The following is a 17,922-nucleotide window of genomic DNA, read 5'->3' as shown; positions in this document are numbered from 1 at the left end:
CCATGACCGCATCCGTCGATCTCGACCGTCTGCGCTCGATAGCGGGTGATGTGCTCGACGAGGTGTCGGAGCGCTTCGTCGCCGGGCACGGCGCGCCGCGTTCGGTGGACAAAGGACCCAACGACTTCGCCACCGACCTCGATCTCGAACTCGAACGGCGGATTTCGGCCGAGCTCGTCGACCGCACCGGAATCGCGGTGCACGGCGAGGAATTCGGTGGTCCGGCGGCCGGCGAGGGCACCGTCTGGTTGCTCGACCCGATCGACGGCACCGTCAACTATTCGGCGGGCCTGCCGATGGCGGGCATCCTGCTCGCTCTGGTCCAGGACGGGGTTCCCGTCATCGGACTGACCTGGCTACCCCTGACCGATCAGCGGTTCTCTGCGGTAGCCGAAGGCCCGCTGTGGTTCAACGGGAAGATCGCCGAGAAATTGAAGCCGCGCCGTCTCGAGGACGTGATGGTCGGGGTCGGCAGTTTCGACATCGACAGTCGTGGCCGCGTCCCGGGCACGCAACGACTCGCGGTGATCACCGAGTTGAGCCGGCGCGTCTCGCGCCTGCGGATGCACGGATCGACCGGCGTCGACCTCGCCTACACCGCGGCGGGCTCGCTGGGCGGTGCCGTGGTCTTCGGCCACCATCCCTGGGACAACGCCGCCGGTGTCGCGCTCGTGCGCGCGGCAGGTGGGATCGCCACCGATTTCCACGGGAAGCCGTGGCGCATCGGCTCGGGGTCGGTGCTCGCCGCCGCACCCGGAATCCACGGTGAAATACTGGACATAGTGCAATCCGCGACGAATCCGCGTTTCGAAGGAGATCGATCATGACACTGGCCGTGCGGGTCATCCCGTGCCTCGACGTCGACGCCGGACGCGTCGTCAAGGGTGTCAATTTCGAGAACCTGCGCGACGCGGGCGACCCTGTCGAACTCGCCGCGCTCTACGACGCTCAAGGCGCCGACGAGCTCACGTTCCTCGACGTCACCGCCTCGAGCGGAGACCGCGGCACGATGCTCGACGTGGTCACACGCACCGCGGAGCAGGTATTCATTCCCCTCACGGTGGGTGGCGGCGTGCGCACCGTCGAGGACGTCGACCGCCTACTGCGCGCCGGTGCCGACAAGGTCTCGGTGAACACTGCGGCGATCGCGCGTCCCGAGGTGCTGAGGGAGATGTCCGAGCGCTTCGGGTCGCAGTGCATCGTGCTGTCGGTCGACGCCCGCACCGTCCCCGCCGATCAGCAGCCCACACCGTCGGGTTGGGAAGTCACGACCCACGGAGGTCGCCGGGGCACCGGGATCGACGCGGTGGAGTGGGCGCGCCGCGGCGCCGAACTGGGTGTCGGGGAGATCCTCCTCAACTCGATGGACGCCGACGGCACGAAGGCCGGATTCGATCTGAAGATGATTGCGTCGGTCCGCGAGACCGTCGACGTTCCGGTGATCGCCTCGGGCGGTGCCGGAGCCGTCGAACACTTCGCGCCTGCCGTCCACGCCGGCGCCGACGCGGTGCTCGCCGCCAGCGTCTTCCACTTCCGTGAGCTCACCATCGGCCAGGTCAAGGACGCGATGCGCGCGGAAGGGATCATCGTCCGATGAGCGACATCCTGAACCCGGAGATCGCCGCACGACTCAAGCGCAACGACGACGGACTCTTCGCCGCGGTCGTCCAGGAGAAGTCGACCGGCGACGTGCTCATGATGGCCTGGATGGACGACGAGGCACTGGCCCGAACACTCGCGACCCGCAAGGCCACGTACTACTCGCGGTCACGGCAGCAGTACTGGGTAAAGGGAGAGACCTCCGGGCACACGCAGTACGTGCACGAGGTGCGGCTGGACTGCGACGGCGACACCGTGCTGCTCGTCGTGGACCAGGTCGGGGCGGCGTGCCACACCGGCACCCACACCTGCTTCGACACCGACGTACTGCTGGGGGCGGAACAGCCCGGCTGATCACGACACGGTGAACACGAGATCGCCCCGCACCGAGGTGCGGGGCGATCGCTCACTGCGGCAGTTCGAAGTTGCCGAACAACACCGTTGCGAGACCGAGCGCTACGACGATGTTGACCACCGTCGCCGATCCGAACACCACTACCGGGCGCCATCCCGCGTCGCGCAGTCCCTTCGCGGAGAACTCCAGGCCGATAGAGACGAACGCGAAGATCAGGAACCACGTCCGCAGGTCGTTGATGGTGGAGATATCGGCCTTGCCGTCGTCGACGAATTTCACCCACAGCGTGCCGATGATCGACGCGGCGATGAAGCCGAGCACGAATTTCGGGAAGCGCTCCCAGAAGTCACCGATGCTCGGCCGTGCCGAGCCGGGACGACGCTCCACCTTCAGCGCGAAATAGGCCGTCAAGCCCACCGCCACGAAACCGATGAGGGCGTTCTGGGTCGTCTTGACGATCGTGGCGATCTGCAGGGCGTCGTCGCCGAGGATCGCGCCGGACGCCGCGACGGCGGCGGTGGTGTCGATGTTGCCGCCGATCCAGGCTCCGGCGACGACATCGGACAGTCCGAAGACACCGGCGAGCCAGGGCAACAGGAAGATCGAGGGCAACGCGAACACGATCACCAGCGACGCGGCGTACGCGAGCTGTTCCCGCTTGGCCTGCACGGCCCCGGCCGCGGCGATGGCGGCGCTCACCCCACAGATCGATACTGCGGCGGACAGCAGCGCCCGCAGCTTCTCGTCCAGTCCGAGTTTCCCGCCGAACCACCAGCTGAACGAGAACACGGCGGTGATCAGCAGCAGACCTTGCAGGATCGCCGGCCCGGCTGCCGTCGCGAGCACGGTCAGGTTGATGGATGCGCCGAGCAGAACCAGCCCGGTCTTGATGAAGAACTCGGTACGGAAACCACCGGAAAGCTTGTCGCGCACACCCGTGCGGGTCAGGACGAGATTCCCGAGCAGGCCGATCGCGATCGCGTAGACGGGGAACTCGATCGCTCCCGCCACCCGCTCGAAGGGTCCTCCCTCGGCCCAGTCCGGGACGTTCTGCTCGAGGAATCTGGTGAGGCCGCCCAGCACGATGACGACGGCTACGCCCGCCGCGGCCCACGCAGGAGCGGAGGAACGCCGTGCGGGTGCCGCCTCGACCTTCGTTGCACCGTCTGCCCGGGGCGCGCTCTCGGTCTCGACGGCGGCGTTCCGCTCGTCGCTATCTCGCGTCGTCACGGGACCAGCCCCGACGGAATCACGCCGAGCAACACGGCGGCGATGAGGATCAGGCCCGCGACGACTGCGGCCCAGTCCTCGTTGAGCAAGGTGGTGCGCGCGGCATCCACACGCTGAGGTTCGTCTGTCATGAAGGCAGCCAACCAACGTGGTGGCGTCACGTCACGAATTACGGTCGGCCCGAATAGAACCAGTGACTAATCGGCCGTCGTGTGCTGCACAACGTCGTTCGTCGCCCCGAACGACCCGTTCCCGCCCACGGCGGCTACCGGGTCAGGTCGATGACGCGTGCCCCGCCTTGGGCAGCGGCACAAAGCTTCTGGACGGAGTCGTCGTCGACGGAGTAGATCTCGCATCGGCACAGCGCCTGCGTACGGCCGCCGTTGAGGACGGTGGCGACCGCCCGCAGCAGCGGGCCCTTCGCCGGACGTAGGTAATCGAGGGCCATGCCTGTCGTCACGATCGATGGGCCGAGGACCGTACCGGCGGCGAAGGTGAGTGCGTTGTCGGCCGCATAGGCCAGAACCCCGCCGTGTGCGAAACCGAACTGTTGCAACAGGTCCGGTCTGAGCGGAATCTCCAGTTCGGCGCGGCCCCTCGTGTACACGACGAGTTGTGCTCCGATCAGAACACTGAACGGTTGAGACGCGAGCGTCTGCTGGGCTTCGGCGAGTGTGCTGATCCCGGTGACGTCGTCGGGCATAACCGGAACATACACGGGAAGCATCCGGCCGGAGGCCGTGTCGACGCGCACGAACCCAAAGTGGGGAGGGCCGGTCGCCCGTGTCTCCCGATCAGCGTCCGCGGGTCTCACGACCGGTTCGGGTCCTTCGAACACTGCGCTGCATCCGCTGCAGCGCGCGTTCCAGTTCTTCCCTGTCGTCGAACATCCGCACCGAGTCGCCCGAGACCAGGCGCTGCTCACTGCCCCGTCCCGCCACGACGAGAACATCCCCGGGCCTCGCGTGGGAGGCAGCGATCTCGAAAGCGCGGTGACGGTCGCCTTCGACGACCACGTGGGCGCTCTGCGCCGCATGCGCGCCTTCGGCGACCGCTTCCCTGAGGAGCCTGGGGTCGTCGTTGTACGGACTGTCGTCGGTGACGACCACGATGTCGGCGTAGGTCGCCGCGGTGTGGCCGATCGGAAAGCGCTTTCCGGGATCGCGCTCTCCGGTCGCGCTGATCACGAGAATCAGTCGGCGCTCGGCTGCCAGCGACCGCAGGAACGGCAGTAGTTCCTGCTGTCCGGAGGTGTTGTGCATGAAATCGACCAGGCCGAGGATGCCGTGGTCGGCCTCGACGCGCTCGAGTCGGCCGGGCACGCAGGCGAGAGTTTCGAAGCCCGCGGCGGCCTGCAGGACGTCGTGCCCTGCTGCGGCTATCGAGGTGAGCGCTGTCAGTGCATTGGCCACCTGGTGGGGGCCGAGAAGGGCCAGACGGACTCCGGCGTGACCGGTCGGAGTGTGCACGGTGAAGGTACTGCCGTGAACGTCGCACCGGATCGAGTCTGCGTACACGTCGGCGCCCGGGTCGCGCGTCGAATGCGTCCACACCGGTACGTCCGTTGTGGCGGCCAACCGTCTGCCGTACTCGTCGTCGATGTTCACCGCGGCCGCTTGCGCGCGGTCGGAGGTGAACAGCGCTGCCTTGGCGGCGAAATACTCCTCCATCGTGTGGTGGAAGTCGAGATGGTCCGGTCCGAGATTGGTGAAGGCGACCGTACGGAACCGCACGCCGTCGACGCGGCCGTGGCTGACGGCGTGCGACGACACTTCCAGTGTCACCGCCCTCGCGGCCTGGTCCCGGAACTCCGCGAGGGTCCGCTGGATCACCGCGGCTTCCGGCGTGGTGTGTGTGGCGGGCCGGGTGCTCTCCGGTCCCCGGACGACGACACCACCGATCAAGCCTGTGACGACACCGGTGGCAGCGAGGGCGGCGTCGAGGAGATAGGTCGCGCTCGTCTTGCCGTTGGTGCCGGTGACGCCGTGGACCTGCAGTTCGTGCGAGGGATGGCCGTAGATCCAGGACGCCAGCCCGCCGACCCGGTCGCGTGGCCGGTCGACGATCAAGGTGGGCAGGAGTCGAGAAGGCCGGTCGCTGAGCACGGCGACGGCGCCGCGGGCCGCGGCATCGGCATCGAAGTCGAGGCCGTGGAATCGGTGTCCGGGAAGAGCCACGTACAGATCGCCGGGCTGCACCGTTCGGGAATCGTCGCTGATGCCGGTAACTGTGCGGTCGCGCCCATCGGCAGGTCCGGCAGACAGAACAACACGGAGGTGTTCAGCAACGTCGCGGATCTGGATCCCACGGTCGGGACGGCGGCGATCGTCCGGGTCGAGGCGCACAGGAGCGAATACCCGGTACGTGAAAAAACTATGTCCCGCAGTTAAGGGCGCACGAACGAGGCGGGACATCTGCCGAAGGATCAACCGACTCGGTCATGGGGTGCAGGACCCAGGAGTGCGTCCAGCGACGGCAGCGCCGAATACCACGGCACGATCAGGCGCACACCAAGTCTTTTCGCGGCTGGCTGATCGGACCTCGTGCGGGACGTCCACGGGGGCGTTTGCGAGCGACGATCGCACCCTGGTTGATGATTTCGCCACCCCACACTCCCCACGGCTCTCGGCGGGCGAGCGCTGTCTCGAGGCAGCGCGCACGCACGGGACATCCGGTGCACAGGGATTTGGCCAGTTCCACGTCTGACGGGTCCTCGGCAAACCACAGGTCGGGGTCCTGACCGTCGCACGGCAGGGCGTCGGCGCCCGCGCGGATGACATTGCCGCCTCGACCTGAGGCGGTCGAACGGTTTTCGCTCGGCATGAGGGCTCCTGGAGGTTCGATCGAAGAGCGAATGCGATGCGAACTCGGCCGGAAACGACAAAGGGCCACGGTCCGCTGGGCGGTGTCCGTGGCCGAATCGGTGGGTTTGCGGGTTGGAAATCCCGAAGAACCGTCCGCCACGGGGAGGGAATGCTGCGCGCCGGCGCCCTATGCGGGCGCATGTGCGGCGCGCGCATCGACGGGTGCGGCGGCCGCGTGAACATCGATGCGGCGGCCCACGCGTACGCTCACACGACCCCATGTCCGCAATATTCGCACATACATTCGAATAAGAACAGACTCGGGGCTCATCGGTGGGCCGATCACAATTCCGAGGTCCGCTCGGTGTGGTGTATGCCCGGGTGCCCGCGGAGCGCTGGGACGCCGAAGGTGTCAGCTCAGCGGAACGCCGCCCACGCCCCAGTTCTCGCCGGGAACCTCGGTGATCGTCACCCACACCTTGTCCGGATTCTTTCCGGCTGCTTCGGCGTACGCCGAGGTCACCGCTGCGATTACTGCGCGCTTCTGCTCCGGCGTGAGACCTGGTGTCTGGCTGATCTGAATCAAGGGCACAGCGGCGACTCTGCCATACCCGGCACCCGGTCCGCCGGTGCTCGCCCGGCCCGGGCTGCTCGGCGTCCCGACGAATGTCACCCCGGACCTTTCGCATTGATAGAGAATAGTGTTCTCTGTATTGAGAGTTATATATACGTAAACTGAAAGTGGATAGGGGAGCGCATGTTGCTGGATCCGAGTCCGGATCAAGAGTTCTTCCGGGACACCACATCTCGGTTCCTCACCGACCGGGTGCCCGTGGCCGAGATCCGTCGCCTCCGCCACGACCCGGCGGGGTTCGGCGCGGAATACTGGCGAAGCGGTGCCGAGCTCGGCTGGACCAGCCTGCTCGCGGGGGACGCCACAGGTGGCGGGTCGATCGGCGACTACGGCCTCGTCGATCTGACCTTGGTCGCATACGAGTTCGGTACGCATGCGGCTCCGGGCCCGCTGGTCCCCACCAACGTCGTCGCCGACCTCCTGAGCCGGCACGCCGAGGCACACGGCGATGTTCTGACTTCACTCGTGGAAGGAACTGCCACCGCTGCATGGTGTTTCGAGGAGCCTCGTGCGGGCGGCACAGTAGCCTCCGACGGCGTCGAGATCACGGTGGACGGCGACGAGGTCGTCGTGCGCGGAACGAAGCGTCCCGTCGAGGCGGCGGTCTCGGCCGACTTCCTGCTCGTGACCGGACGGTCCGGTGACGGCCTCTCACACGTACTCGTGCCGCGCGAGGCCCCCGGTGTGCGGATCGTTCCCCTGAAGTCCATCGACATCACCCGCCGCTACGCCGCCGTCGAGTTCACCGAGGTACGCCTACCCGCCACCGCGCTCGTCGGTGCCGCGGGCGGCGCCGCAGCCGACATCGAACGTGCGCTGCGCGTCGGCGCCGTGCTGGGCTGCGCAGAATCCGTCGGCGCGCTTCAGGCCGCCTTCGACCTCACGGTGGCATGGGCGTTCGACAGGTACTCGTTCGGTCGCCCCCTGGCCTCCTACCAGGAACTCAAGCACCGGTTCGCCGACATGAAGATGTGGCTCGAGGCCAGCCACGGCATCAGCGACAGCGCCGCGTTCGCCGTGGCGACGCAGGCAGCGGACGCGCCGGAACTGGTCTCGGCCGCAAAGGCGTACATCGGTCACTACGGCGGAGAACTGTTCCAGGACTGCATGCAGATCCACGGCGGTATCGGCATCACGTTCGAGCACGATCTGCATCTGTTCGCGCGCCGCGGCGCCGCCAACCGGTCGAACTACGGGACGCCCGCCGAGCATCGCGCCCGCATCGCCGACATCGTCGAATACCAGGAGGCCAACCGATGACCGTCGAGAGTTCGGCGACCGACCGGGATGTGGAATCGCTCGACGATTTCCGTGCCCGCGCCCGCATATGGATCAGCGCCAATCTGCAACGGTCCGACTTCGCGTCCCACATCGGGGTGCTGCGCGAGGAAAGCTCCGACGAGGAAGAACTCGCCGCGGTCCAACGGGAACGCGACCTTCAGCGCGCACTCTTCGATGCCGGTCTCGCAGGAATCTGCGTGCCCCGCGAATACGGCGGGCAGGGGCTCACGCGGCCGTACCAGCAGGTACTCAACGAGGAACTCCGCGGTTACGAATACCCGTCGCGGCTACAGGTGCCCACCTTCGTGCCGTGCACCGCGGTCCTGCTCGAGTTCGGTACCGAAGAGCAGAAGCGGCGCCACATCCCCGCCATCCTCAAGGGCGAGGAACTGTGGATGCAGATGCTGTCCGAACCGAGCGGGGGATCCGATGTCGCGGGCGCGGTGACCACTGCGGTGCGCGACGGCGAAGACTGGATTCTCAACGGCTCGAAGATCTGGACCACCGGGGCATGGTGGTCGGACTGGGCGCTGTGCCTGGTGCGCACCAACTGGGATGTGCCCAAGAACCGCGGCCTGACCGTGTTCATGCTGCCGCTCAAGCAACCGTCCATCGAAGTGCACCGCATCGAAATGCTCAGTGGCTCCAGCGAATTCTGCCAGGAGTACCTCACGGATGTGCGTGTGCCCGACAGCGATCGCATCGGCGAGGTCGACGACGGCTGGACCGTGGGAACGCGGTGGATGTTCCACGAGCGGATGTATCAGAACTCGCCGTACACCACGATTCCGGCGGGTTCGGTGCGCGGCGGATCCCGTATCTCGGAATTGTTCGCGGTCGCCCGCGACGCGGGTCGGCTCGACGACCCGGTCGCACGCGATCTTCTCGGCGAGGCCCGCGCGCTCGAACTGGCCAAACAGGCACTGAACAAACGCGTCGGGCAAGGGATGGCGGCGAGGACGATCTCGGACCAGTCCGCGAGTATCTCCCGGTTGATGTCCGGCGTGGTCGAGTCCCGCCTGGTCACCATCGGATACGAGTTCACGGGCGCGGACGGCGCCGCGTGGGACGAGGACGACGGCGCGGTTGCCGAGCGCGGAGTCGACTATTTGCTGCGCCAGGTGTGGTGCATCGCCGGCGGCACCACCGAGATGGCGCGCAACGCGATCAGTGAGCGGGTGCTCGGCATGCCGCGCGAGCGCAGCCACGATCCCAATCTCGCATTCCGCGACGTGCCGAAGGGCCGCGCTGCGGGATAGGCGAGATCAGGCCTTGCCGGTGCCGGAGGCGATCCCCTTGTCGATCTGCTCGACGAGCACCGTGCCGAGGCGGGTGAGTTCACGCACCTGAGAGTCGTCGAGTCCGTCGAACACCAAGCGCTGGACAGTGTCCACGTGCGCGGGGGCGGACTCGACGACTTTCGCGTGCCCGGCGTCGGTGAGCACCGCGTAGGACCCGCGGGCCCCGGTGACCGGTTCGCGCCGCAGCCACCCGCGTTTGCCGAGTCGGGTCACGACATGGGACAGGCGCGAGAGCGACGCGTTGGCCTCGGTGGCGAGCGTGCTCAGCTGCAACCGGCGCCCGGGAGCCTCCGACAGCACGGCGAGCACGAAGTACTCGAAGTGCGTCATGTCCGAGTCGCGCTGCATCTGGGTGTCGAGGGCCGCGGGTAGCCGGGTGATCACCGAGACCAGCACGCGCCACGCCGCCTGCTGGTCCGCATCGAGCCACCTCGGGTCGCTGTTCATTGCCGGTGTCCTCGTTTCCGTAGTCCTGTGTCCAGCCTGTCAAAGCCGTGGTGGGTGTATCCGGCGGGGGAGTCGGTTCGGCAAACCGGCCCGCACGCGCTACGATACTTGAAGCTTCAACTTAAGGAGTTTCATGAGCGAGATGCCTGCCCTCTACCTCAGCCACGGGGCACCGCCCCTGGTCGACAGCGACCTGTGGGTGAAGCAGCTCCGCACCTGGGCCGCGGGTCTGCCGCGCCCGACGGCGATCCTCGTGGTCTCGGCGCACTGGGAATCCGCACCCCTCACGATCGGGTCGACCACCACGGGGACACCACTCGTCTACGACTTCGGTGGCTTCCCACGCCGCTTCTACGAGGTCACCTACGCCTCGCCGGGAGCACCGGACCTCGCGCGCCGGGTCGCGATGCTGATGCCCGACGGAGAGCCCGTCGTACAACAGCCGCACCGGGGCCTCGACCACGGCGCCTACGTGCCGCTGACCGTGATGTATCCCGACGCGGACGTCCCGGTCCTGCAAATATCGCTGCCGAGCCTGGACCCGCAGCGCCTGCTGCTCCTCGGTGAGCGGTTGCGGCCGCTGCGTGACGAAGGAGTGCTCATCGTCGGCTCCGGTTTCACCACCCACGGACTCCCGTTCCTGCGCGACCCGCGGCCCGAAGCCCCGGCGCCGGGGTGGTCCGCGGAGTTCGACCAGTGGACGGGCGAACAACTGGCGCGCGGGGATGTCGACGCACTGCTGGATTTCCGCAACCGCGCACCCGGCATGCCGTACGCGCATCCGACCACCGAGCACTTCGCTCCGCTGTTCGTCACCCTCGGCGCATCCCGCGACCCGGCGCAGCCGCCCGAACAGGTCATCGACGGATTCTGGATGGGACTGGCGAAGCGGTCGATCCAGGTCGCCTGAGACACGTGGCCGTTCCGGAGGCGGCGCACGTCCGGTTGCGGACGACCGCGCCTGCGCCGCCCCGGATGATCCCTGGGATGATGTCTTCATGTCCGGCGAGCCCACCACCATTCCCGCAGCCACCACCGATTCCCCCGCAGGTGGCTGGTCCGATTCGACCACGACGCGAGAGCAGTTCCGGCAACTGGCGCGCGAGCATCGCGTGGTCCCCGTGACCCGCAAGGTGCTCGCCGACGCGGAGACACCGCTCTCGGCGTACCGCAAGCTCGCCGACGACCGTCCCGGCACGTTCCTGCTCGAGTCCGCCGAGAACGGCCGGTCGTGGTCCCGGTGGTCGTTCATCGGCGCGGGCAGCCCCGCGGCGCTGACCGTGGTCGACGGCGAAGCCGCGTGGTACGGGCACGTCCCCGCCGGCACACCCACCGGGGGCAACCCGCTCGACGTGCTCAGGGACACCCTCGAACTGCTCCACACCGACCGCATCCACGGTTTGCCGCCCCTCACGAGCGGCATGGTCGGGTATCTCGGCTACGACACCGTGCGCTATCTCGAAAAGCTGCCGAACCTCTCCGAGAACGACCTCGAGATTCCCGAACTCGTGATGATGCTCGCGACCGATCTCGCCGCCGTGGACCACCACGAAGGCACCATCTGGCTCATCGCGAACGCGGTGAACTGGGACGGGACCGATCAGCGCGCGGACGAGGCCTACGACGACGCGGTCGCACGCCTCGACCGGATGACGGCCGCGCTCGCCGCACCGGCACCGGCCACCGTCGCGACGTTCTCGCGCCCCGAACCGGCATACCGTCGTCAGCGCACCACCGAGTCGTTCGGCACCGACGTCCGCAAGCTCATCGGCGACATCGAAGCCGGCGAAGCGTTCCAGGTCGTGCTCTCGCAACGTTTCGAAATCGACTGCGACGCTGCGCCCATCGACGTCTACCGCATGCTCCGCGCGTCGAACCCGAGCCCGTACATGTTCCTGCTGCACATTCCGGGACCGGACGGCGACACGGCGTTCTCCATCGTCGGCTCGAGTCCGGAGGCGCTGGTGACCGTCGCGGACGGCACGGCCACCACACATCCGATCGCCGGGACGCGGTGGCGAGGCGCCGACGAGGAAGAGGACACCCTGCTCGAGAAGGATCTCCTGCACGACGAGAAGGAGAACGCCGAGCACCTCATGCTCGTCGACCTCGGGCGCAACGATCTCGGCCGGGTGTGCGCGCCAGGCACCGTGAAGGTGCACGACTACCGGCACATCGAGCGGTACAGCCACGTGATGCATCTCGTGTCCACCGTCACCGGGCGGCTGGCCGAGGGCAAGCGCGCGCTCGACGCCGTCACCGCGTGCTTCCCGGCGGGAACCCTCTCGGGCGCTCCCAAGGTGCGGGCGATGGAATTGATCGAAGAACTCGAACCCACCCGCCGCGGCATCTACGGCGGCATCGTGGGCTATCTCGACTTCACCGGTGACGCAGATACCGCCATCGCGATCAGATCGGCGCTCATCAAGGACAAGGTCGCGTACGTGCAGGCCGGCGCGGGCATCGTCGCCGACTCGGTACCCGACGCGGAGGACACCGAAGCCCGCAACAAGGCGATGTCCGCGCTCGCAGCGGTCGCTGCGGCCGCGACCGTCACCAACTACAGCGGGGACGCGCGGTGACCGCCCCGGACCCGCAGACCGGCGACCATGCCCGCCCGCGCACAGGCGTGAGCGGGCGCCCCACGGTCGTGGCGGCGGGGCTTCTCGCCCTCGGCGCGGCCGCACTGTGGGGTTCGAGCCGGATGACCTGGGTGCGGGCCGAATCGTCGGACGGGCTCGGTGCCGATCGTGTCACCGACCTCGAAGGTGCGAGATGGGCCGCAGCCACCACACCCCTCGCGCTGGCCTTGCTCGCCGCCATCGCCGCGGCGTTCGCGGTCCGGGGACGGGCCCTGCGTGTCGTCGCGGTCGCGGTCGCGGCGGTTGCGGTGGCGGCTGCTGTTCCCGCGGTGCAGCTGCTTGCCGGCGGCGGAGATCCGGAGACGGCGGCCAGGATCGCCGAACTTCCGGGCCGTGCCACGGTCACCGCGGTGACCGTGTCGCCGTTGCCGGCGGTCCTGGCGCTGCTGGGCGCGGTCCTGGCGCTCGGCGCCGGGTTCGCACTGTGGCGGACCCCGCGCGAGCAGGCAGGGTTGTCGTCGAAGTACGACAGCCCCGCAGTACGCCGTGACGCGGCGGTGCGACGGGCCGACACCGACGAACCGATGACCGAACGGACGCTGTGGGACGCAATGGATGCGGGGGAGGATCCGACCGTCGACCACGGTGACGAGGGGCACGACGACGAGGGCCCGTCGGATTCGGGTACCCGGCGATGAGCGCCGTGGGCACGCGCACTAGGCTCTGAGGAAATCCGATGAGCTTAATCACATCGGGATTGACAAGGGTGGGAAAGGACTCGAGCCACGATGACAGTTCTCGACTCGATTCTCGAAGGTGTGCGAGCCGACGTCGCCGCCCGTGAGGCAGTTGTCGACTTCGCTTCCGTCAAGGCCGCCGGTGCTGCCGCGCCCGCGCCGATCGACGCGAAGGCCGCTCTCCGCGAGCCCGGCATCGCAGTGATCGCCGAAGTCAAGCGCGCCAGCCCGTCCAAGGGTGCGCTCGCCGACATCGCCGATCCCGCCGAGCTGGCCAAGGCCTACGAAGCAGGCGGTGCACGCGCGATCAGTGTGCTCACCGAGGAGCGTCGCTTCCACGGCAGTCTCGCCGACCTCGATGCCGTGCGGCGCGCGGTGCGGATCCCGGTGCTCCGCAAGGACTTCGTCGTGGGTCCGTACCAGATCCACGAGGCGCGTGCTCACGGTGCAGACATCGTGCTGCTCATCGTGGCGGCCCTCGAGCAGACCGTGCTGACGGCGTTGATCGACCGCACGGAATCGCTCGGGATGACCGCCCTGGTGGAAGCCCACACCGAGGAAGAAGCCGACCGCGCGCTCGAGGCCGGCGCGACCGTGATCGGCATCAACGCCCGCAACCTCAAGACTCTCGAGGTCGACAAGAACACCTTCGGCCGCATCGCGCCCGGACTGCCCAGCCACGTCATCAAGATCGCCGAATCGGGTGTGCGGGGACCGGCCGACCTGCTCGCCTACGCCGGAGCAGGAGCCGATGCGGTGCTGGTCGGCGAGGGTCTGGTGACCAGTGGCGACCCGCGTCAGGCCGTCGCCGAACTGGTGACCGTGGGCACACATCCGTCGTGCCCCAAGCCTGCACGCTGAACCGTCGCCGGGGCCGGACCCGGGCACGATCCGCGTCGCCACGTGGGGCAGACTGAAGACGTGACTGCAGACGATTCCGCACTTTTCGCCAAGGGGCACGGCCTTCCCTCGATGAGTGACGCCGTATCCACCCCCACCGCCCACGAGCCGGACGTTCGTGGCCACTACGGGGTGTTCGGTGGACGCTACGTCCCCGAGGCGCTCATGGCGGTCATCGAAGAGGTCACCGCCGCGTACGAGAAGGAACGGACCGACCCCGGATTTCTCGCCGAACTCGACCGGCTGCAGCGTGACTACACCGGCCGGCCGTCCCCGGTGTTCGAAGCGACCAGACTGAGCGAGCACGCGGGCGGGGCCCGCATCCTCCTCAAGCGGGAAGATCTGAACCACACCGGTTCCCACAAGATCAACAATGTGCTGGGGCAGGTCCTGCTCGCCAAGCGCATGGGAAAGACCCGCGTCATCGCCGAGACCGGTGCGGGGCAGCACGGTGTCGCCACGGCCACCGCCTGCGCTCTGCTCGGGCTCGAGTGCCGCGTCTACATGGGCGAGGTCGACACCGAGCGCCAAGCCCTCAACGTCGCGCGGATGCGCCTGCTGGGATCCGAGGTCGTCGCCGCCAAGACCGGGTCGCGCACCCTCAAGGACGCGATCAACGAAGCGATGCGCGACTGGGTGACCAACGCCGACAACACGTACTACTGCTTCGGCACCGCCGCCGGACCGCACCCGTTCCCCGCCATGGTGCGCGACTTCCAGCGCATCATCGGACTCGAATCGCGTGTGCAGGTGCGGGCGATGACCGGTCGCCTGCCCGACGCGGTCGTCGCGTGCGTCGGCGGCGGGTCCAATGCCATCGGCATCTTCCATCCGTTCATCGACGACCCGTCGGTCAAGCTGATCGGCTGCGAAGCCGGCGGCGACGGCGTCGACACCGGCCGGCACGCCGCGACCATCGGCGGTGGCACCCACGGCGCACTGCACGGTGCCTACTCGTACCTGCTGCAGGACGAAGACGGACAGACCATCGAATCGCATTCCATTTCGGCAGGTCTGGATTATCCGGGTGTCGGCCCCGAGCATTCGTGGCTCGCCGACATCGGTCGCGCGGAGTACCGGGCGATCACCGACAGCGAGGCGATGGACGCGTTCGGCCTGCTGTGCCGGACCGAAGGCATCATTCCCGCGATCGAATCCGCGCACGCCGTGGCCGGAGCCCTGAAACTCGGACCCGAGCTGGGGGAGGGCGCGATCATCCTCGTGAGCCTGTCCGGCCGGGGCGACAAGGACGTCGACACCGCAGCCAAGTGGTTCGGCTACCTCCCGGACAACGCCAGCGACAGCACCCAAGGAGCCGCGCAGTGAGCGCCCCCCACGAACGCCTCACCCAGATATTCGACACCTGCCGGGCGGAGAACCGCGCCGCGCTCATCGGATATCTCCCCGTCGGCTATCCGACCGTCGAACGCTCGCTCGAAGCCATGACCACCCTGGTCGAGGGCGGGTGCGATCTCATCGAGGTCGGCATCCCGTACAGCGACCCGGTGATGGACGGCACCACCATCCAGGAAGCGGCCTTCGAGGCGATCGCCAACGGCGTCAAGGTGCGCGACGTGTTCCGGGCGATCGAAGCGGTGAACGCCGCCGGCGGCGCAGCGGTCGTCATGACGTACTGGAACCTCGTGATGCGCTACGGCGTCGACAACTTCGCCCGTGACCTCGCCGCTGCCGGCGGACTCGGGATGATCACCCCCGACCTCATTCCCGACGAGGCCGGAGAGTGGATCGCCGCCGCGGAGAAGTACGGCCTCGGCCGGACGTTCCTCGTCGCCCCGTCGTCCACCAACGAGCGCCTCGCCAAGACGCTCGACCAGTGTGTGGGCTTCGTCTACGCGACGTCGACGATGGGTGTCACCGGCGCCCGCGACAAGGTCGACAACCGTGCACCCGAGATCGTCGCCCGGGTGCGCACCCACAGCGACATCCCGGTCGGCGTCGGACTCGGCGTCCGCAACGGCGCGCAGGCCGCCGAGATCGCCGGGTACGCGGACGGCGTGATCGTCGGCTCGGCGCTGGTGACGGCGGCGGCCCAGGGCCGCGACGCGCTGCTCGCCCTGACGCAGGATCTCGCGAGGGGCGTGCGCTCGGCTACCGTGGCCTCGTGACATCGACTGCGTCTGTTCTGGCTTATCTGCCGAGCCCCTCACAGGGCGTCTGGTACGTCGGGCCCCTGGCCCTGCGCGCCTACGCCCTCTGCATCATCGTCGGCATCGTCGTCGCCATCTGGTGGGGCGATCGTCGCTGGGTCGCCCGTGGCGGCAAGCCCGGCACGGTTCTCGACATCGCCGTGTGGGCCGTGCCGTTCGGTCTCATCGGCGGCCGTCTCTACCACGTCCTCACCGACTGGCAGAAATACTTCGGGGAGGGCGCGAACCCTGCGGATGCCCTCAAGATCTGGGAAGGCGGCCTCGGAATCTGGGGGGCCGTCGCGCTCGGCGCCGTCGGAGCCTGGATCGGCTGCCGCCGCCGCGGCATCCCGTTGCCCGCGTTCGGCGACGCGCTGGCACCCGCCATTCTGCTGGCCCAGGCCATCGGGCGACTCGGCAACTGGTTCAACCAGGAACTCTACGGGCGGGAAACGACCGTCGCGTGGGGCCTCGAGATCTACCAGCGCAGCGACGACGCCGGTCGCGTATCGCCGGCATTGATCGACGGCGTCTCCACCGGCGAAGTGGCCTTCGTCGTCCACCCGACCTTCCTGTACGAGTTGCTGTGGAACGTCGCCGTGGTGATTCTGCTGGTGCTGATCGACCGCCGATTCGCCATCGGGCACGGACGCCTGTTCGCGCTGTACGTCGCGGGCTATTGCGCCGGACGGTTCTGGATCGAGCTGATGCGTGCCGATGCGGCAACCGAGATCGCCGGAATCCGCATCAACACCTTCACCTCGGGCATCGTGTTCGTGCTGGCGGTCGCCTACGTGATCTTCGCGCGTAAGGGCCGCGAAGATCCGGCCACGCTCGGCGGCACGCCTGCCGACCCACAGGTCGCGCCCGGCGACAAGGACTCCGCGGCCGAGACGGCCGAGGGCGAATCGACTGCCCCCGAGACGCCCCGCGCAGCGGACGACGACGGGACCGAAGTCGCAGCTAAACTAGATGGTTCACGGCCAGGCAAGAGCAAGGGAGACAACTCGTGACCGCACCGGACCCGGGCGCGTCCGACTCGCGCGACGCCGAACCTGCCAAGCCGGACCTGCGCAAACACTCCGATACCGGGACACCGGGCGGAGACACCGCGCACCACGACGAGCCGACCCGGGATTTCGGCCGGACCTTCGACTACGACGCGACCGCGCAGGCCTCGCTCTCCGAGCAGCAGCCCCCGGCGGAGTCCTTCGGCGGTCACACCGGAACCCCCGGCCCCGGCTGGGATACCTACTCCGGGATCGGCAACGGTCCCGGCTGGGGCACCACGCCGAGTTACCCTCCGCCGGCGGCGCATCAGTCCGACTATCCGCCCCCGAGCGGCTATCCCTACCCCGGTCCGAACCAGGGACAAAAATCCGCGTCGCCGGGGCCCGTTTACGGCACTCCCGACCCGGGCTATCCGACTTCCGCCCCCGGCTTTCCCGTGCAGGACGGCCCGCAGTCGGGATACGGCACGCCGCCTGCCTACGGACCTCCTCCGGCCTACGGCAGCCCCCAGGGCTACGGCGCGCCCCAGGGATACGGCACCGATCCTTCCGCCCCGTTCGGACGCGACCCCTATACCGGCGAGGCGTACTCGGACAAGTCGAAGGTCACGGCCGGCGTACTCGAAATCCTGCTCGGCGCCTTCGGTGCAGGACGCTTCTACCTCGGCCAGCCCGGCACGGCGGTGGCGCAGATCGCCGTCACATGGTTGACCTGCGGTATCGGGGGGATCTGGCCGCTCATCGACGGCATCTTGATGCTCACCGGCAAGGTGCGCGACGAGCACGGGCGGCCGCTCCGCCCGTAGCGGCCGGCACCGACCGGTGACGGGTTCACCCGTGCGGCGAACCTCCGGCCCGGACCGGACGGCCAGGATTGAACCCGACCGCACCGGGT

20 protein-coding genes are annotated in these 17,922 nt (G+C 68.2%); 13 read left to right on the top strand and 7 right to left on the bottom strand.

From position 1 onward, the window contains the following. The first annotated feature begins 2 nt into the window (after nucleotides 1-2). Genes HF886_RS16965 through hisI form a run of 3 tightly spaced genes read left to right on the top strand, consistent with a single transcriptional unit; the run spans nucleotide 3 to nucleotide 1,953 of the window. The gene (locus tag HF886_RS16965) at nucleotides 3-827 is read left to right on the top strand and encodes an inositol monophosphatase (protein WP_169620076.1); all 825 of its coding nucleotides are present in this window, start codon (nucleotides 3-5) and stop codon (nucleotides 825-827) included. Beyond that, entirely contained in the window at nucleotides 824-1,597 is a 774-nt protein-coding gene (hisF, locus tag HF886_RS16960) for an imidazole glycerol phosphate synthase subunit HisF (protein ID WP_169620075.1), read from the top strand. Before HF886_RS16965 ends, hisF begins: the two co-directional genes overlap by 4 nt. Then, nucleotides 1,594-1,953, top strand: coding sequence for a phosphoribosyl-AMP cyclohydrolase (hisI, locus tag HF886_RS16955; protein WP_169620074.1), 360 nt, complete (start codon nucleotides 1,594-1,596; stop codon nucleotides 1,951-1,953). The genes hisF and hisI overlap by 4 nt, the downstream gene beginning before the upstream one ends. A 52-nt stretch (nucleotides 1,954-2,005) precedes the next feature. On the opposite strand, the gene HF886_RS16950 is transcribed toward hisI, so the two are convergent. From HF886_RS16950 to HF886_RS21300, 6 genes are all read right to left on the bottom strand, one after another. After that, on the bottom strand, nucleotides 2,006-3,184 hold the full coding sequence (locus HF886_RS16950) for a putative sulfate exporter family transporter (RefSeq protein ID WP_169652934.1): 1,179 nt from the start codon (nucleotides 3,182-3,184) through the stop codon (nucleotides 2,006-2,008). Next, nucleotides 3,181-3,315 carry a hypothetical protein gene (locus HF886_RS21305; protein ID WP_277351054.1) on the bottom strand — a complete coding sequence of 45 codons (135 nt, stop codon included), beginning with the start codon at nucleotides 3,313-3,315 and terminating at the stop codon, nucleotides 3,181-3,183. Before HF886_RS21305 ends, HF886_RS16950 begins: the two co-directional genes overlap by 4 nt. A gap of 134 nt (nucleotides 3,316-3,449) precedes the next feature. Next, a complete protein-coding gene (locus HF886_RS16945) occupies nucleotides 3,450-3,887 on the bottom strand; it encodes a PaaI family thioesterase (protein ID WP_169652933.1) in 438 nt (145 codons plus the stop codon). 91 nt (nucleotides 3,888-3,978) lie between these two features. Beyond that, the gene (locus HF886_RS16940) at nucleotides 3,979-5,529 is read right to left on the bottom strand and encodes a UDP-N-acetylmuramoyl-L-alanyl-D-glutamate--2,6-diaminopimelate ligase (RefSeq protein ID WP_169652932.1); all 1,551 of its coding nucleotides are present in this window, start codon (nucleotides 5,527-5,529) and stop codon (nucleotides 3,979-3,981) included. Nucleotides 5,530-5,683: 154 nt separating this feature from the next. Beyond that, nucleotides 5,684-6,007, bottom strand: a complete 324-nt coding sequence (locus HF886_RS16935) for a WhiB family transcriptional regulator (protein WP_169652931.1) — start codon at nucleotides 6,005-6,007, stop codon at nucleotides 5,684-5,686. Between the two features lie 393 nt (nucleotides 6,008-6,400). After that, on the bottom strand, nucleotides 6,401-6,661 hold the full coding sequence (locus tag HF886_RS21300; RefSeq protein WP_169652930.1) for a 4-oxalocrotonate tautomerase family protein: 261 nt from the start codon (nucleotides 6,659-6,661) through the stop codon (nucleotides 6,401-6,403). A gap of 84 nt (nucleotides 6,662-6,745) precedes the next feature. Between HF886_RS21300 and HF886_RS16925 the strand changes: the two genes are divergently transcribed. Both HF886_RS16925 and HF886_RS16920 read left to right on the top strand, forming a co-directional pair. Next, nucleotides 6,746-7,882 carry an acyl-CoA dehydrogenase family protein gene (locus HF886_RS16925; RefSeq protein ID WP_169652929.1) on the top strand — a complete coding sequence of 379 codons (1,137 nt, stop codon included), beginning with the start codon at nucleotides 6,746-6,748 and terminating at the stop codon, nucleotides 7,880-7,882. After that, nucleotides 7,879-9,162, top strand: coding sequence for an acyl-CoA dehydrogenase family protein (locus HF886_RS16920; protein WP_169652928.1), 1,284 nt, complete (start codon nucleotides 7,879-7,881; stop codon nucleotides 9,160-9,162). The genes HF886_RS16925 and HF886_RS16920 overlap by 4 nt, the downstream gene beginning before the upstream one ends. Before the next feature lie 6 nt (nucleotides 9,163-9,168). Here the strand turns inward: HF886_RS16920 and HF886_RS16915 are convergent, their stop codons facing one another. Continuing rightward, nucleotides 9,169-9,651, bottom strand: a complete 483-nt coding sequence (locus HF886_RS16915) for a MarR family transcriptional regulator (protein ID WP_169620066.1) — start codon at nucleotides 9,649-9,651, stop codon at nucleotides 9,169-9,171. Between the two features lie 142 nt (nucleotides 9,652-9,793). On the opposite strand from HF886_RS16915, the gene HF886_RS16910 reads away from it, so the two are divergent. The 8 genes from HF886_RS16910 (at nucleotide 9,794) to HF886_RS16875 (ending at nucleotide 17,833) form a co-directional block, all read left to right on the top strand. Further along, on the top strand, nucleotides 9,794-10,561 hold the full coding sequence (locus HF886_RS16910) for a class III extradiol ring-cleavage dioxygenase (RefSeq protein WP_169620371.1): 768 nt from the start codon (nucleotides 9,794-9,796) through the stop codon (nucleotides 10,559-10,561). A gap of 88 nt (nucleotides 10,562-10,649) precedes the next feature. Continuing rightward, nucleotides 10,650-12,233: an anthranilate synthase component I gene (locus HF886_RS16905; protein WP_169620065.1), complete on the top strand. Its 1,584-nt coding sequence runs from the start codon at nucleotides 10,650-10,652 to the stop codon at nucleotides 12,231-12,233. Nucleotides 12,234-12,280: 47 nt separating this feature from the next. Beyond that, nucleotides 12,281-12,931, top strand: a complete 651-nt coding sequence (locus HF886_RS16900) for a TIGR02234 family membrane protein (protein WP_169652966.1) — start codon at nucleotides 12,281-12,283, stop codon at nucleotides 12,929-12,931. Nucleotides 12,932-13,021: 90 nt separating this feature from the next. Next, entirely contained in the window at nucleotides 13,022-13,831 is an 810-nt protein-coding gene (trpC, locus tag HF886_RS16895) for an indole-3-glycerol phosphate synthase TrpC (protein WP_169652927.1), read from the top strand. A gap of 111 nt (nucleotides 13,832-13,942) precedes the next feature. Continuing rightward, nucleotides 13,943-15,196 carry a tryptophan synthase subunit beta gene (trpB, locus tag HF886_RS16890; protein ID WP_169620370.1) on the top strand — a complete coding sequence of 418 codons (1,254 nt, stop codon included), beginning with the start codon at nucleotides 13,943-13,945 and terminating at the stop codon, nucleotides 15,194-15,196. Beyond that, a complete protein-coding gene (gene trpA / locus HF886_RS16885) occupies nucleotides 15,193-15,996 on the top strand; it encodes a tryptophan synthase subunit alpha (protein WP_169620062.1) in 804 nt (267 codons plus the stop codon). Before trpB ends, trpA begins: the two co-directional genes overlap by 4 nt. Continuing rightward, nucleotides 15,993-17,030, top strand: coding sequence for a prolipoprotein diacylglyceryl transferase (gene lgt, locus HF886_RS16880; RefSeq protein ID WP_169652926.1), 1,038 nt, complete (start codon nucleotides 15,993-15,995; stop codon nucleotides 17,028-17,030). The genes trpA and lgt overlap by 4 nt, the downstream gene beginning before the upstream one ends. Beyond that, nucleotides 17,027-17,833 (top strand): TM2 domain-containing protein, encoded by an 807-nt coding sequence (locus tag HF886_RS16875; RefSeq protein WP_296550592.1) that lies wholly within the window; start codon nucleotides 17,027-17,029, stop codon nucleotides 17,831-17,833. The genes lgt and HF886_RS16875 overlap by 4 nt, the downstream gene beginning before the upstream one ends. Nucleotides 17,834-17,922 lie beyond the last annotated feature (89 nt).

Origin of the sequence: Rhodococcus sp. 105337, assembly GCF_012844225.1 — a bacterium.
GTDB lineage: Bacteria > Actinomycetota > Actinomycetes > Mycobacteriales > Mycobacteriaceae > Rhodococcus.
The sequence above is the reverse complement of the archived record's forward strand: the minus strand, read 5'-3'. Positions and strand labels throughout refer to the sequence as shown.